The organism is Lysobacter sp. H23M47 (assembly GCF_015209765.1).
Taxonomy (GTDB): domain Bacteria; phylum Pseudomonadota; class Gammaproteobacteria; order Xanthomonadales; family Xanthomonadaceae; genus Novilysobacter; species Novilysobacter avium.
On sequence record NZ_CP063658.1, the window covers coordinates 2,353,648 to 2,368,911 of the forward strand.

Consider the following 15,264-nt stretch of genomic DNA (forward strand, 5'->3'; position numbering starts at 1 on the left):
CGCAAACACGGTGATTACAAAGCAACAAACACCTGCTTCACTAGTAATTAGCATTTCACCAATTTTATGATGTTTCACGGCGGTCCGACTGACTGATAGTCACTAAAATATCCATATCGTATGTGCCGCTCCCATCATATCGATGAGAAGCTCATTGCAGAATTAACTGCATTTTTCCACCTGTGATACAGATCTTCCCTCTTGCAGGCATTCATTGCCGGCCGAAACTCACGATCCACTTGCCATTGCGCGCTTATTTCCTGGCGGCTTCCCCAGAATCCAACCGCCAAACCAGCCAAATAAGCTGCTCCCAATGCCGTCGTTTCTTGTACGCGCGGCCGCAATAGTGGTACCCCAAGGATATCGCTCTGGAACTGCGCGAGGAAATCATTGGAAATAGCGCCCCCATCAGCCCGCAGTCCATGGACCGTGATCGCGGAGTCAGCCTCCATCGCCGTGAGTACATCCCGGGTTTGATAGGCGATCGATTCCAAAGACGCACGTACAAAATGCTCCCGCGTCGTGCCTCGCGATAATCCGAACACGGCTCCGCGCACTTCGCTCCGCCAGTACGGCGCACCCATCCCTACGAACGCAGGTACGATGTAGACACCGTCGGTAGATTCGACACTGTCAGCATACGATTGTGATTCTGCCGCGCTCCCGAGCATACGGAGCCCATCCCGCAACCATTGCACCACTGAACCCGCAACAAAGATGCTTCCTTCCAATGCATAGTCGACTTCACCATCGACATCCCATGCAATCGTGGTCAGCAAGCCATGCTGGGATTTGACTGGCTCCCTCCCCGTGTTCATCAGCATGAAGCACCCGGTGCCGTAAGTATTCTTCACCATTCCTGGTTCGAAGCAGGCTTGACCGAACATTGCCGCCTGCTGGTCGCCCGCGATTCCGGTGATCGGGATTCCCGACTGCAGCACGGCGGAGGCAGCAGTCACGCAAGTTGCGCCGCTGCTCCGGCAAACCTCGGGCAGCATGCTCGGCGGCACGTCGAGCATCGCCAGCAGGTCTGGATCCCAAGTCCTTGAGTGAATGTTGAACAGCAAGGTGCGTGATGCATTACTGACGTCGGTGACGTGGCAGCGGCCACCCGTGAGGTTCCAGATCAGCCAGGAGTCAACGGTCCCGAACAGTAGATGCCCCTGTCGCGCCTGATCCTTCGCACCAGGCACGTTGTCTAGAATCCACTTGATCTTGGTGCCGGAGAAATATGGATCGATGACGAGTCCCGTCCGCTGCCGGACGATTTCCTCATGCGCCTTGATCGCATCGCACACCAACGCCGACTGGCGGGATTGCCAAACGATGCCATTATGGATGGGCTTGCCAGTGCGCCTGTCCCAAACAACGGTCGTTTCGCGCTGGTTCGCGATGCCGATCCCGGCCAGTTCGCCCGAATGTGCTCCCGCCTTCGCCAGAACCTCGGTAACGACGGTGACCACGCTCGACCAAAGTTCAATCGGATCGTGCTCCACCCACCCGGGGTGCGGATACATCTGTCCAAACTCACGCTGCGATATCGCCACGACGCTTCCGTGCCGATCGATCAGCAGAGCCCGGGAACTCGTCGTGCCCTGGTCGATGGACAGTATGTACTTGTTAGACATGCGCGACCGGGTCGAATGCAGGGCTACTGAACCGTGACGCGTGCCGCACTTCCGCAGGTCACATACTGACCATCCGCGAATTGCAGCAGCGACACCGAATACTCGCCCGGCGCAACGGCGGTGAGCGGTTTCTGGGAAAGGAACCCGGCATCGGCGAGCAGTTCCGACTTCAGCGCCGAGGCCACGTCGGCGCGCTTCCGGCCTGCCGTGGCATTGGTTGCGTAGGTTCCATGCGGACTACGCAGAACCAAGAGGAATCGCGCCGGCGTATGCAGCAGTGGATCGGCAATCCAGCCAGACACGGACAGGTCTTTGCCCAAGGGAAGGACGATCGGCTGCCCTTTTACTGGCTTCTCGCCATTGACGCGTTCGATGGCGCACCGGGTGAACTGCTTGGCAACCGCCATCGTTTCGCGATCGTTGAGCCGGAACCAGCCCATCTCATTAGCTGAATCGGCGAACGCCCTGGGTCCGGACGACACCGCCGCCGACGCAACAGTTTCGGTAGGTCCCTGCGACGGCGCCGTGGCCTGCTGCGGAGACTGCGCCGCGGCATCCGACACTTCCTTTTCACCGCAGGCGGACAGCGCGAGGGCCAGAATCGTACAGATCAACAACTTCTTCATCTTTTTTTTCCTTGGTGGAATGTTCAAGCAGATTTGGTGCGTTTGTACTGCCGACCTTCTCCGCAACCGTATGCACTCCAGTGCGCACGGGCAGAATTTGCGGCGCTGACTCCTGCCCGTTTCAATCCGGGGTTCAGGTCCAGGTATTCCATGTAGTTGAAATCCCCCGGAACAGTGCACTTGGCCCGGCGCCCTTCAGTCTTCCCGAATTTTAGGTAGTGCGCGGTGGCCGATATCTGGTTGTCACAACCGGCTTGGACGAGCCCGGGATTGAGGAATAGATAGTCAATCCAACGAAAATCTCCCAGCGACTCGCTGAACTGGTAATTCTCTGAGTAGGCATCGGCGAACAGGCCCAAGTTCTTGCGCATTATCTCGGGATACTTCGCCAGGGGCGCGCCATGTATGTATAGCCGCTTCCAGAAGCTGAAGAACTCGAGAAACTCCGGGTACTCGTAGCTGGGCCGATCCAGATGGTGATTGATGTACGGAATTGAAATGCCGACGACCAAATGCTCGTTGATCGCCAGGCAATGGCGGATGAAATCGCGCGTTTTCTCGCCGACCGGGTCCTTGTAGAAATATTTCCAGACCGCGAGCAACGTCCTGCGAAAGCCCTTGCGGGCGGCATACTCGAAATCCGCGTTGCAGTAACACTGCAGCACGATCCTATCGAGCACGCCCTTGTGGGTGGCGAGCTCGAACACTTCGTCGGCAACGCGCCGGTATTCCTCGCCGGTCGCTTTGATGTCGCAGACAAGGGCCTTTCCCTTCTTAGCACATAGATCGACTGCACGTTCAAGTGGAATTGGCTTCAACACACCGTCGAAACGGGCATCCATGAATTCGCTGACGGTCGTTTCGGCGAATGGCTTCGACAACCCGTATTTTGGCTCAAACCCGTCATGGGCCACGATCAGTCCATCCTGTGCTCGGACGATGTCCAACTCCACCACATCGACCGCGCCTAGCGCCGCCGAAACTGCTTCCTCGGAGTTCGATGCATGGTGAACACCAACATTACCCGCCGCGTGCGCGATGAGCCGGTTCCTGGCAAAGAACAAGTTGTCGTGCACATGGTCCAAGTTAACGTCGCGCTGCTTGACCTGATCATCGCCATTGGCCGAAGCAGCCTTGGGCAATTCGCAGGCACGCTCGATTTCCGCGACGATCGCGTCAGTGCTATCTTCGCGGATGTAAGTGCCCGCCAAGATGCGTTCATGCATGGCTTTCATTGCGGTATCGACGTGCACATCGCCGCCCAATGCAGCCCGCACCGCGTCGGCAATGCCATCCGGCCTCGCATACAGTCCGCCACAAAACAGCTCGGCCGTGCCGGCGACGTAGGGGAAGTCGAACAAAATCGCGTTGTTGTCGGAATATTCGCGCAAACCGACCTGGACCACCGGCTTGCCCAGCGCTGCTGCCTCGAAGATGGTGGACGATGTATCAGAAATGACGCAATCGGCATGCTTTAGCAGTTCGGAGGTGATCCCATTGATGTTATCGACGAGATTGAGTCCCTCGGTGTCGAGATGCGCGGTCTCCGGGTGCAATGAGGCAACGTGGTTCTCGATGCCGGCAATATTCCTGATCGCAACGACCATGTCGCGGTTGTTGGTAATGTGCCACGTGGGCGCGAACAGGATGATCGGCTTCGCCGGGTCCAGGTTGAAGCGAGCCGCGATCTCTTCCCGGCTCGTCGTGGGACTGGCGAGCAACAGTTCCGACTTGATAAAACCGGCCGACCTGACCTTCTTATTGGCTTCCTTATCCTCCGCGAAGAATGCCAGCAGGGATTGGGCATGCGCGGGACCAGCCGTCACGATCCAGTCGAAGAAGTCGTAACGCATGCGGTTGGCCAGGAACCACTTCAAGTTGCTTGCGCCATGGTCGATGACGAGCCTGGGCTTATCGTCATATTCGGCCGGAGGCGGGTTGGCGGGGCGGTTGAAATAGACAAGCAAGTCGCAATCGATGTTCGCTGGAATCGTCTTTCCCGTGGTGATGATCGGCGCAATATTTGCCGCGGTCATCTTGTTGATCAGCGCCAGCGCACAGTCATAGTGTTTCTTGACGTAGGTATCGCCGAACAAAACTTTCTTACAGCGGAGCAATTCGCTGATGCTGAGCTTGGCATCGGTGGAGGACACGCCTGGCGTGCGCTCCAGATAACGGACGGGGCAGCTTACCCAGTCGAACTTCCCCACCCAGTCGTCACCCATCACGAGCAGGTCTGCTTGGTGCTGTTTGATGTATTCGTCCTTGAACTCGAGCGAATCCTCGAGGAAGACCTCATCGACATACTTGAGCGCAGCAACGCACTGGGCGCGCTGTTCTTGCGAAAAGAAGGAGCGCTTTCCCTTTTCCGCATTGAGCCGATCGGTGGACACCCCGACGATGAGATGGTCCCCCAGTTCACGGGCGCGCTGGAGCAGCCGGAGGTGCCCCTCGTGCAGCAAGTCGAAAGTGCCGAACGTGATGATTCGCATCGTTGCCTGTTCCTTCCTATAGCCGTGGATGCGTTTGGCCGCTACCAAAAGCGCGATGGAGCAAATCGATCGTGGCTGAAATCGGCGATATGGCCGACCAGCGCCGGATCCATAGTCATATCCGGTTCGATTAACGCAGCCAGTTGTGAGGGTTGCAACTCCCGCGACAGACTTGCAAGGCAGGACTCGGCCTTTTCCTTCGCTCCCCATTTACGGGCGAGGTAATAGGCACCCTGCAGCATGGAGCGACGGCGGCTGGTGACAACCGATTCGCCCTCTTCCTTGTAGAACCGGGGCGTCACGTCATGCATGTAACGGGCGACCGGGCAGACTTTCAGTTTGCCGCCGGCCAGCCGGACCCGCCAAGACAGGTCCACATCCTCGCAATAAAGGTGGATTTTTTCATCAAATCCCTTGACCTTCTCCCAGACGCCACGAGAGAGGGCAAAACAGGCCCCTGAGACCCATTGCGTGTCGAACGTGAGCGGATCGTGCCACTTGGGGTGGTCAATTGGCATCGCAGACGCTTCGATCAGGGCACTGCCTTCGAAGTAATCATCGAAATCCACGAGTGCCTTGATGCAGCCGGGAACAAAATAGCCGTCCGGATTGGCACCGATGTACAGGCGGTCGCGACCGAAGCATTCGTCCATTAGTAAATTATGGGCGCGACCGAAACCGATGTTTTCGGAGTTGGGCAGTGCCACGACGTGCTCTCCGAGCAATCGCCGGTAACGTTCCACATCCCCGTCGTTGGCCACATACTGGAATTCGATCTCATACCCGTCGGCGTTCTGGATCTCATGTTCGATCGACGCACGTAGGCGCCTGACTTCCTCGTCGGTGTTGCGATAGAACACAACCCCGATGAATGCCGCCCGCCGTTCCCGCTTGGCGACATGCGCAAGCGCGGGAATCGACCGTTGGGCATACGGCGTCGGCCAGAACGGGCCCGGAAGATGCATGTGAGTGTCGGTACATTCGAGCAGACCCGCGAGTGTCTCCATCCTTTTGTCCGCGAACAACACTGCAGAATTGTTGAGGAAATCCGCACTGACGGTTTCAACCTTGTTGAATTTTCGGCCTTCACCCAACCCATGCAGAAGCAGATGCCTCAGGGGAATCACGCCCGCCAAAAGCAGATCGGGATACTTGGTCATGTAGTAGTTGAATGAAGCCAGTGACGTGCACTCGAGGAAACTGGCCTGTTCGGGTGCTCGTCCGCGTCGCCTGAAGTAGTCCTCGAGCGGAATCCGCCCCTCCTCCATGGCCAAGCCTTCGTTGGCCTCCAAGTAATAGCGGTTGCTGAAAAAGGGACACGGATCGCAACCGGTCTGCGCAAGCAGGTCGCGCAGCCCGGCATACTTGGACAGGATTGCGCGGCTGGCTGCGGCTAGGTCATCGCCTTCAACGGGCGCCTGCTGTGACAACTGCTGCAGGATGAACCTGATGTCGACCATCGGCGACGGATTGCGCCCTTCAAGATATCCGTGCTGGAGGTAGTGCAGCAGCGGATTCATGCCCGACTTGGTGACGTCGTCGTTTTTCGAAAGGTAATAGCCACCATCGAAAAGCGCGGACATCGGCAGCCACCATTTACGCCGGTCCTCCAGGATCGATTCTTCCAGCAGATCGCCCACGGGGATGTCGCGCTTTTTCGCGAACCACAGGAATACCTCCGGATCCAGCAGGCCCGAATCGTGGATGAGTTCAATTTCACTGACTGTCTTCACATTCATCCCCGTCACCTCAAAAGTCGCACGCAAAAAACCTGACCTCGTAGGTCGAGCGCAATGCGCCAAGCCGTGCGGCGCTGTCCTTCCAGTGGGTTCCCTGCTCCCGCAATGTCACCGGCCCATCCCCGTGTGGCGTGGAGTTGGTTCCATCGCTCCGCATCACGTACAGACCCACGCTCGTGCCTAGCTTGGAAAAATCGCACGGATTGCTGCCGGCCACCCTGAGCAGGAAGTCGTAGTCCTCCAGGCGATTGAGGTCTGCCCGGAAATACAGTTCTTCCGGGTTCAACCGGCTGCAGTCGAGCAGGTAGGAATGCAAAGGGCAGAAGTTTTCCTTGATCAGGTCTAGCTTGTTTCGACCCCGGTATGGTTTGGTCAGCCCGTAGACGAACTCGTAGTCCTTCAGCGATACGACATTTGCAACCTCGACCGTCGCGAACGCCAAGGCCGCGCCGCTGGCGTTCAGCGCCCCGACCAAGGTGCGGTAGGCGTGCGTGTACATCACGTCGTCGTAGTCCAGGAATCCGAGATACCTATTGCCGAGCTGCAAATGGCACTGGACGCCCATGTTGAGCAGATCCGAGCGTGCGTCGTGCGCACTTCCATCGTCCAGGTTCAGGATCTGCGGCGTCGGCAGGTTGCTGAAATACCATTGCCTACGGACTGCCGCCTGCAGAATCTCTAATTCCGGCATCGTAAATCTTTGCGTTACGATGATCGGCTGCAGCACAACGCCCACCTGGGCGTGCAGACTCTGGATCGCCCTTTCCAGAAGCATAAGCTTGCTTACGTCGTGAAACCGCATGATGACGCTAATCGCTTCCTGATTCAATATCTTAACCCCCCGTACCTTGTTTCTGGCTTACGTCGCCCGACGCGCAGCCCCCGCCCTCGCGTATGCCGGTATCGATGTAGTGCATCAATGGATTGAGCCCGGCGAACCACACGTCCGGGTTACGCTCGAGATAGCTACCCGTATCGAACGCAGCGCTTGGATTGCGCGATTCCTCCGCGCCATAACGCAAGTAATGCTCGACAGGGTCCATACCGCTTTTCACGACATCCGGATACCTGTCCAGATACCACTGCCGATCGAACAAGCCAGAATCCCGGATCGTCGCGGCGTCGCTGGCGAGAACGCTCTGCGTGCGCTGTGGTTCGCCCCGGCCGACGACGCGTCGCAGCAGGCCCAAGAATTTCCAGCCCTTACTGTCGCGCAGCGTGTCAACCTCGTGCGCGAGATTCTCGGCTGCGCGTTTTTGCCTCGCGATCTCCTGCCTGAGCATCGCGGAACTGCTTGCGTGGGTCCGCTTCAGCTCGTCAAGCTGACGCTTGAAGCGATCGGTTTCGCTCGATGCATCGCGCAGCTTCTCTTCATGGGCGTGGATCGTGGCTTTCTGGTTCAATACGGCCTTTTCGAGCTCCACGTTGATGGCCTTCCGCCTGATGGATTCCTGTTGGTAAAGCCCGGTCGATTGCTCGAAGCCGCGACGGAGGGCGACAAGCTGGTCGCGCTGTGTGCGAAGCTGTGATTCCAGTGCCTGCACCTGCTCGCTCTTGGCCCGCAACTCGCCAGCCAGCGTGGCCAATACTGCATGATGCTGCTCCGTGCTTGTCCGCATCGATTCAGCAAGCTCTGAAACTCTGGCGAGATAAGCGTCCTGGTCCTGCCGCATTCTTGACTCCATTTCTACCAATTTCTTTTCCAGCGGCGCAACAATTTCTACGGGAGCGGGCGAAGAGGCCGCAGACTTGACCTTCAATTGCTTACGAAGCTTCGCCATCGCGTCGACGTGCACCGCCTCGGCCTCGCGGAAAGCCTGGGCGAACGTCGATGTGACACGGTTGAATTCGGATCGGATATCGTCCAGGCGCTGCATGGCGCTATCCTCGTCCTTCTGGCCGATCTGCTGCAGTAACTCGTGGGCTTGGCGAACCCAGCCATCGAGTTGGCCGTGCCCACTTGGCTCGAATCCTTCCGAGTGGTGGCGGAGCTCGGCGTCTAGGAACTGGTCGATGTCCGGCCCTGCCTGCGCCGGCGGGTTCGGCCACTCCAGCGACAGTCTACCAGCGATCCGCTCGACTTCTACCCGCCAAGACGCCATAAGCTTCGGATATTGAACAACGACCCTGGGAATCTCCCGGGTTCCATGCTCCGCATCGAGCACATGCCTCAGCCAGATCAGGTACGAACGGGTCATGTCAAAGCGATTGCGCGCTTGCAGCGAGCGAGCGACTTCGGTCGGATGCCGGATCGGCATGATGGCCTTCGCTTCGATTTCTTTTTCGGTCAAGACGCGCAGCCACACATCAGTGAGACGACACATCCGCGGGTCCTTGACAAAGAAGAGACTCGCATCACCGAACTCCTGGTCGATGAGAGCCGACAGCGATGTCTGCCCACTGGCCGGTTCCGCCCCGGACCAGTCACGGTCAATCTCCGACCAGTCCGACCAAGCGCTGCCGATCGACGCCAGTAATCGCTCGTGGTAAGCCACGATTTCCTTGGACTCCCAGAACCCGCTCGGATTATCGCTTGCAGGTTGTATCAACGTCTTCGGGGGCTGGACACCGAGACGCGCCAGCACACCGCTCATAGCGGACGTGCCTGATCGATGCATTCCGAGGATTATGATGGATTCGCGAGAGAAAAGGCGATCGGTTGACATGATTGTTTCTCGTGGGCGGAGCAGGGCGACCGCATTTTTGGATTGGCTTACCGGTCGCGACTTCAGGCGCCGGCGTAGATGAGCCACTGTGGTCAAAGAACAGACTGCGCCCAAGGCGCCAACACGGGCTGCCAACCGCCACCTGCCAGTAGGCTATTGGACGGCATGCCACGCCAACGGCTGGGGAATTTCGCCCAAGACAGCGGCAGGGTATCTCGGTCCATGCATCAGGCCTCCGTTTCGATATAAAGATTCTTCACCCGCTTCACAACACGCCAAGCGTTGCCGTCGTCAAGATGATCGAAAAACAGGCGTCGCTTCCACGCATAGCCAGCTTCCTGCATAGGCGTTCTGGCCTTGAACACGTTTCCCAGGGCATCCATGAACTGGGGAAAGTTATGGCATACCGGCCCGGGGAAGACATGCTCCATGTCATAAAACAGGCCGCGCTCGGCATTCGCATAATTGTCATAATCGTATGCAAAGCTGACCATGGGGCGCCCTGTCAGCATGAAATCGATGAAGCAGCTTGAGTAATCGGTGACCAGTGCGGCCGCCTTCCGGTACAGCACTTCGACATCCGTGAAGCGTCGATCCGACAGGTCGATGGTGTGGGGACCGCGCAGAAGATTGAAATACGTACGCGCGTGATCGGCCATGTGCTCACGGACTCCGAGTACCGCATTATTCTCGTGCAGCCACGCCCGCAGCGCAGCTACCTCGTCGGGCTGGAAGTGATAGTAGGCATCTTCTTGTCCAGCCTTGAAAGTGGGCACGAACAGCACCAGGCGCCTCCCGTCGCACAAGGCCTCCAGCTGGTGGAGCTCGGCGCGCAGGTCTCCAGGGAGGCGGTCAGTATCCCGCACGATGAAATCGTTGCGCGGCAGGCCGGTGTTCCACACTTTGTCGTAGCTCAGCGGATAGAACGCCGAAGCCATCGCCATGCTGTCGATCTTCGACGAACTGATGACGGCCCGACATTTGGCATGCTCGGCACCAATCGCCTTTAGGCAGCGCTGCATGTCCAGAGAGGCATAGCCGATACGCTTGAGCGGGATGCCATGCCAGAGGTTGATCAGATTGTGCAGCTCGGGCGAAACTGGAAACAACAGATTACGCGTGGGGCTGTGCTTAATGAATATCTGGCGTGCACGCAGCAGGTGGTATTGCCCTTCGGGGCTGCTTAATGGCACCACCACCACGTTTTCACCGTCGACGTGAACGGCCTTTCGGCGCGTGAGCACGATCTTCTTGATGGACGGGTCGTTGCGCACTTCCTCAAACAGGGCGCGCTCGTTGCCGGCGAACGTATCGTTGAAGGCGCATGCCGGAAACGCCCACCAATGATCGAAGGTGGGGGTTTCTTCATCGGCCTTCCTAAACTCGTCGTCGTTCAGTAGCACCGGGACGACCACGTCGCCATCTTCGTTTTCGGTGATAGAAAAACTGCGCAGCAGCTTGTCGTGGTCAGCCACCCGCCATAGATTGCGCTCCATGGCGTCGACGTCGGCGTCAGGAACCAGTCCAAGCAGCAGGTCCTTCCAGCGCGCCAGTCCCGGCGTGTTGTAATGGTTCTGCGACAGGAAGTAGCGCTTGAACAACGGGAAGCCTTCGCGGATCAAGTCAAAGTGGTAACCCGTGTAGATGGGATGAAATGGGTACAAGTGGTCGATGAAGGTGTCGAACGCGAACTGCTTGCTGATCAGATAGTGCGTGAATCCGATCTCGTACTTCTGGATGATGCGCAGCTTGCATTTCTGCGGATGCACGGCCTCGAGCTGTCGACGGAAACCAGTGTCGCGTATCACGGGCTGCCGGTAGGCCACAAAATACGAACCGACAAGGAAGTCATAGAGGCCGTCGTCCTCATACCTGTCGATGAGCTTGGCCTTCACCTCGTCCATCGGAATGGGTTGCGCGAACTGGTTGGCCTGATTGCCGCGGGTCCGCGCCAGTCCCTTGGTCGCCTGCAGGCCCCACCAGTCGCAGGCCTTGGCATCCATCTTCGCGAACACGTGATCCAGCGGACCCAGCAGGTAGCTGCTGTCGTTGACCAGGATCAGCTCATCGTACTGCGCGATCTCATCCCAGCCCACATATTCCCGGGCCAGCGCCGACCATGAACCAAAGTCATAGGCACCGTGGCGGCAGGCCCAGCGACCCAGCGTGTGCGGACGCAGCTTGTCCAGTTCGCCGTCCTGCATGACGCCGTCGGCAAGATAATAGACGTCGGCATGCCGGCTCAATTCGCGCAGGTACGCGACCACGTAGTCGTCGACGATGCCGTCGGGGTCGTAACCGGCAAACAGGCAGATGCGGCGTACCTTGGCACCAGCGGGGAACACATGGCCCGCGCGCGGTGCATACGGTGCCGGCGCAGTCGCATAGCCCGCGTGTTGCCCGACCAGGGAATGGTGCAGCAGCGGATTGATGGCCTCCCGCGCCGGATCCAGGTAGTTGATCCAGTACCACCACACGTCAAAGCCGGGATGAGGTTTTCGCAGGTCGCGCCAGCCATACCGGCAGAAGTGGTGCAGTGGGTCGATACCGCTCGCCGCCACGTCGGGGTTGTTGTCAAGGTAGTACTGCTCGTGGAACAAGCCGCTGGCGGCGATCAGCTCGATCTCGGCCTGTAGCTGTGGATCGTCGTTGTCGGGGATATCTTCCGCGGTGGCGTTCGGTAAAGGAGCCGCATCCTTCAATCCATCGATAAAGCCGTTCGGACCAATGCCCGCAAGGACGCCGCGTGTCAGATAGTGCTGCAGCGGGTCGAGTCCGCTGACAGCGGATTCCGGGCATCGAGACAGATACCAGTTCTCGTCAAACCAGTCTGTCCTCCGCAAGAACTCCAAGCACTCTATCGGTACTGGCGACTCGACCGAGACACTGTAAACGGATTCATCGACGGTCATGCTGCTGTGGACTGCAAGCTGTGGACAAGCGGATTAACCCCTGACTGCGCCAGCTCCGGGTACCGCTCCAAATAATCCCGCGTGCTGAATTCAGGTCCCGGATCCCGACCCTCTGCCGCACCACAATGGAGGTAATGGGCGGCGGGGTTGATGCACGCCAGGGCCACGTCGGCATGTTGTTGCAGATACCACGCTGGCTGGAAGAATGGCGACGCTTCGATCAACCTTATGTGCTCGGCCTCGACCATCGCGGCAGTGGGTCGCCAGCGCGCGAAGAGCTTACGCAGCCGAGGCCAACGCGAAGTAACGAATCTGCGCCAACCGATTGCGGCGCCGGGTTCGCGCTGCTCCCAAAATGCGCGGGATAGATGATCTGCGAGGCTTGCCGCTAGGTGCGACGAGATAGCTTGCGCAGTGGCACTTTCAGCCCGCCACGCGCTGCATTGCTCCATCAGCGGCTCCTGATCCTCGCGCACTTGCGCAAGTTCACGCTGACAGAGCAATAGCGCCTCGGAAAGTTTGAGGACTTCACGGTAGGCGGTGTCGGTTGATTGTTGCACTGGCTTCTCCTGCCGACGAAGGTTCAGACCGCTTGTAGTCACAGCTATTCCATTCCGGTCAGGATGACGGACTTCCGGCCTCATCCGGCTCAGCCGCACCCTGCATCGACTCGATGACACGTTGTGCCAATCGCAGCGGCCGACCTGACGCCAAGGTCACCGAGAACCCCTGCCGGGCAAGGCCCGCGAAATCAGTCTCCACCGGGACTGGCAACTTTATTACATAGCCCAGCTTGGCATGCGGCAATTCGAGGTGGCGTTGCACGTCCTTGCGTTCCTGTGGGTCGCCGACCTCCACAAAGGTCCGATCGGCCCCGATACCCAGTACCAGTTGCTCCGGCGCGCTCCCGGTTGCATCGATTGCCCAGCCACGCACGACGACATGGCCATCCTGTATTTTAACCTCGTCAACGTAGCCCGCCGATGACTGTCGGGCACCTTTGTCGGCATTGTCGCCGGCTTCCCGCCCGGCCACGGACAAGCTGCGATTGAATTCCGCAGTCTGCTCGTTCAGTGAATCCAGGGGCACCAGTGAAGGCGCGACCCGCTCCCACCGCAACGTCACCGGCATATAACCGGCTTCGGCAAGTTGTGCTTCCACCTGCGCCTGATATTTGGCCGGAACGAAACCGTCCACGGCGAAATCCTCGTCGCCGCCTTCAGCCACCCACACTTGCACCAGTTCGCCACCCATCTTCTTGTCGAAGACGCGCTGGATGGTCTTGTCGATGGAGAACGGTGAATAGTCTTTTTCGATCAAGTCCTGCAGCTTCCCAGGTGCGCTCAGTTCACGCTTGGCAATACGCTGGATGATCTCGTCACCCGAGACTATTGGCACCTTCGCAGGCGGGAACAAGCGCGATGCGACACTGCTCTTGCCGTAGGCCGGCGGCTGCATTAGCAGATAGGCAATTGGCTTCCGGTGAGACACATGGATGACATGCCGCGGCACCGGATCGCCGTCCTGGTTGACACTGGGACCCATCCATTTCCATGCGTAATCAATCAACGTCCGCTTGAGCTGCGCCATGGTCGGGAAGTAGCGCTCGTCGATGCCGCGCTTGACCTTGACCCATTCGGCTCTTGGCGAGGAGACGATGCCGAGTTCGAGAATCAGCACACCATCCGGCGTCAGCTTTTCCACCAGTCGATCGATCAGCCCGGGCTGGTCGTCGGCATAATGCAGTGCCGAAGCCAGCAGGATTACATCGAATTCGCCCTCGGGCAGATGATCCCAGGTACGCGCGTGGAATTCACACTCTGGAAAGCGCGTTTGTGCCCGGTAGATGAACTCGGGCGAATGGTCAATGCCAACGGATCGTGCTGCACCCATGAAATGGGAAAAACCACAGAAATATCCTTCGTTGCAGCCGATATCCAGAAAGGACTTTCCTTCGATGGCCGGCAATCGCAAGGCTTTCAGTTTGTCCGATGTGCGCGAGTCACCTGCAGCATCGGGGAATGATTGGTATTGGACCATTGTCTAGCTATTTCCTCAGGAATTAAGCGCAGCAGTAACTGCTGCGCCGAGGCGCAAGGGTGCGTCAGCATGGTCAGCAGACAAGCCGCCGAGAATCCGCAGTTCCGACCCCAAGCCGGAGAGTTGAAGAACGCCCGGGACGCTGATTTCGGCATGGAAGCCGCAATCGCCATTGCTCAGACCAAGATGGTTCATGACATCCGGGCGCTTTATACGAACGAGCGTTTGCGCCACATACCGGTGTCCGTGCACCTCCAACGCTATCCCGCTGGGCAGTGCGCCCTCGGTGTCGACCATCCAGCCTTTTATCAGGAACACGCCCTCACGTCCGCCGCACCGTATTTCCTCGATCACACCATAAACTTGCGCACCAACGGGAACCTGCGCCTGCAGGCTTATCGTCTTGTTCGCGCGCAACTCCGCCATCATTTCGTGGTAGCACTTCAAGGACGAGGTGATGTCACCCGCGTAGGCAAGCTTGCCGCCTTCCAGCACGATGCCCTTGTTGCACATGTCGCGCAGCAACCCGACGCTGTGGCTGGCAAGCACCACGATCTTGCTCCCGCCTACCCGGCTCTGCATGCGCTCCTTGGCCTTGGCCATGAAGTCCGAGTCGCCAGCGCCGACCCACTCGTCCATCAACATGATGTCGTGCTGGACCGAGGTTGAGATCGCGAACCCGAGGCGCATTTTCTGGCCCGATGACAGGGTACGTAAACGGTGGTTGATCTTGTGTTCGAGACCGGCGAAGTCGAGGATCGATTCGACCTGTGGCCGCAGGAATGCCGCCTTCAACCCCATGGCGACGCCGCGCAGGTAAATATTCTCACGCACGGTTGCTTCGCCGTTGAAGCCCAGCGACATGTTCAAGAGGGCCTGACAGGTGCCCTGAACTGTCAATTGCCCGCTGGTGGGCTGATAGACCCGGTTGAGCACGCGCAACAAAGTACTCTTGCCGGCGCCGTTGCGGCCGAGGATCGCGAGGCGATCGCCTTCGCGGATCTCGAAGCTAAGGTCGTCCAGCAGCCGGACCAGACTTCGCTTGGGCGTATCCATAGCCGCGCCCATGAACATGCCGCCCCAGCCATTGGCCGCGCGTTCGCGCTGCAGGAAGATCGGCACATCTAGGGTGAGCCGGTCGGCACGTATGAAGACGCTCAT

Annotated in this window: 10 protein-coding genes; all 10 read right to left on the bottom strand. The window is 58.6% G+C overall.

Annotated features, from left to right (window positions below; translation table 11 throughout):
* Positions 1-134: 134 nt before the first annotated feature.
* Positions 135-1,628, bottom strand: a complete 1,494-nt coding sequence (gene glpK / locus INQ43_RS10680) for a glycerol kinase GlpK (RefSeq protein ID WP_194036432.1) — start codon at positions 1,626-1,628, stop codon at positions 135-137.
* 23 nt (positions 1,629-1,651) lie between these two features.
* Positions 1,652-2,254, bottom strand: coding sequence for a hypothetical protein (locus INQ43_RS10685; protein ID WP_194036433.1), 603 nt, complete (start codon positions 2,252-2,254; stop codon positions 1,652-1,654).
* 23 nt (positions 2,255-2,277) lie between these two features.
* Positions 2,278-4,746: an adenylyltransferase/cytidyltransferase family protein gene (locus INQ43_RS10690; RefSeq protein WP_194036434.1), complete on the bottom strand. Its 2,469-nt coding sequence runs from the start codon at positions 4,744-4,746 to the stop codon at positions 2,278-2,280.
* A 41-nt stretch (positions 4,747-4,787) separates the two neighbouring features.
* Positions 4,788-6,485: a hypothetical protein gene (locus tag INQ43_RS10695; protein WP_194036435.1), complete on the bottom strand. Its 1,698-nt coding sequence runs from the start codon at positions 6,483-6,485 to the stop codon at positions 4,788-4,790.
* Between the two features lie 10 nt (positions 6,486-6,495).
* Positions 6,496-7,314: a hypothetical protein gene (locus tag INQ43_RS10700; RefSeq protein WP_228062495.1), complete on the bottom strand. Its 819-nt coding sequence runs from the start codon at positions 7,312-7,314 to the stop codon at positions 6,496-6,498.
* Between the two features lie 4 nt (positions 7,315-7,318).
* Entirely contained in the window at positions 7,319-9,151 is a 1,833-nt protein-coding gene (locus tag INQ43_RS10705) for a sulfotransferase (protein ID WP_228062496.1), read from the bottom strand.
* Positions 9,152-9,378: 227 nt separating this feature from the next.
* Positions 9,379-12,063 carry a CDP-glycerol glycerophosphotransferase family protein gene (locus INQ43_RS10710; protein WP_194036438.1) on the bottom strand — a complete coding sequence of 895 codons (2,685 nt, stop codon included), beginning with the start codon at positions 12,061-12,063 and terminating at the stop codon, positions 9,379-9,381.
* Positions 12,060-12,623, bottom strand: a complete 564-nt coding sequence (locus tag INQ43_RS10715; protein ID WP_194036439.1) for a hypothetical protein — start codon at positions 12,621-12,623, stop codon at positions 12,060-12,062. The genes INQ43_RS10710 and INQ43_RS10715 overlap by 4 nt, the downstream gene beginning before the upstream one ends.
* Positions 12,624-12,681: 58 nt before the next feature.
* Positions 12,682-14,103 (bottom strand): class I SAM-dependent methyltransferase, encoded by a 1,422-nt coding sequence (locus tag INQ43_RS10720; protein WP_194036440.1) that lies wholly within the window; start codon positions 14,101-14,103, stop codon positions 12,682-12,684.
* Positions 14,104-14,118: 15 nt separating this feature from the next.
* Entirely contained in the window at positions 14,119-15,264 is a 1,146-nt protein-coding gene (locus INQ43_RS10725) for an ATP-binding cassette domain-containing protein (RefSeq protein WP_194036441.1), read from the bottom strand.

Bases quoted from the DNA above. Each gene is read 5' to 3' on its own strand.
- glpK (WP_194036432.1), bottom strand. From the start codon at position 1,628: ATGTCTAACAAGTACATACTGTCCATCGACCAGGGCACGACGAGTTCC.
- INQ43_RS10685 (WP_194036433.1), bottom strand. From the start codon at position 2,254: ATGAAGAAGTTGTTGATCTGTACGATTCTGGCCCTCGCGCTGTCCGCC.
- INQ43_RS10690 (WP_194036434.1), bottom strand. From the start codon at position 4,746: ATGCGAATCATCACGTTCGGCACTTTCGACTTGCTGCACGAGGGGCAC.
- INQ43_RS10695 (WP_194036435.1), bottom strand. From the start codon at position 6,485: ATGAATGTGAAGACAGTCAGTGAAATTGAACTCATCCACGATTCGGGC.
- INQ43_RS10705 (WP_228062496.1), bottom strand. From the start codon at position 9,151: ATGTCAACCGATCGCCTTTTCTCTCGCGAATCCATCATAATCCTCGGA.
- INQ43_RS10710 (WP_194036438.1), bottom strand. From the start codon at position 12,063: ATGACCGTCGATGAATCCGTTTACAGTGTCTCGGTCGAGTCGCCAGTA.
- INQ43_RS10720 (WP_194036440.1), bottom strand. From the start codon at position 14,103: ATGGTCCAATACCAATCATTCCCCGATGCTGCAGGTGACTCGCGCACA.
- INQ43_RS10725 (WP_194036441.1), bottom strand. From the start codon at position 15,264: ATGAGCGTCTTCATACGTGCCGACCGGCTCACCCTAGATGTGCCGATC.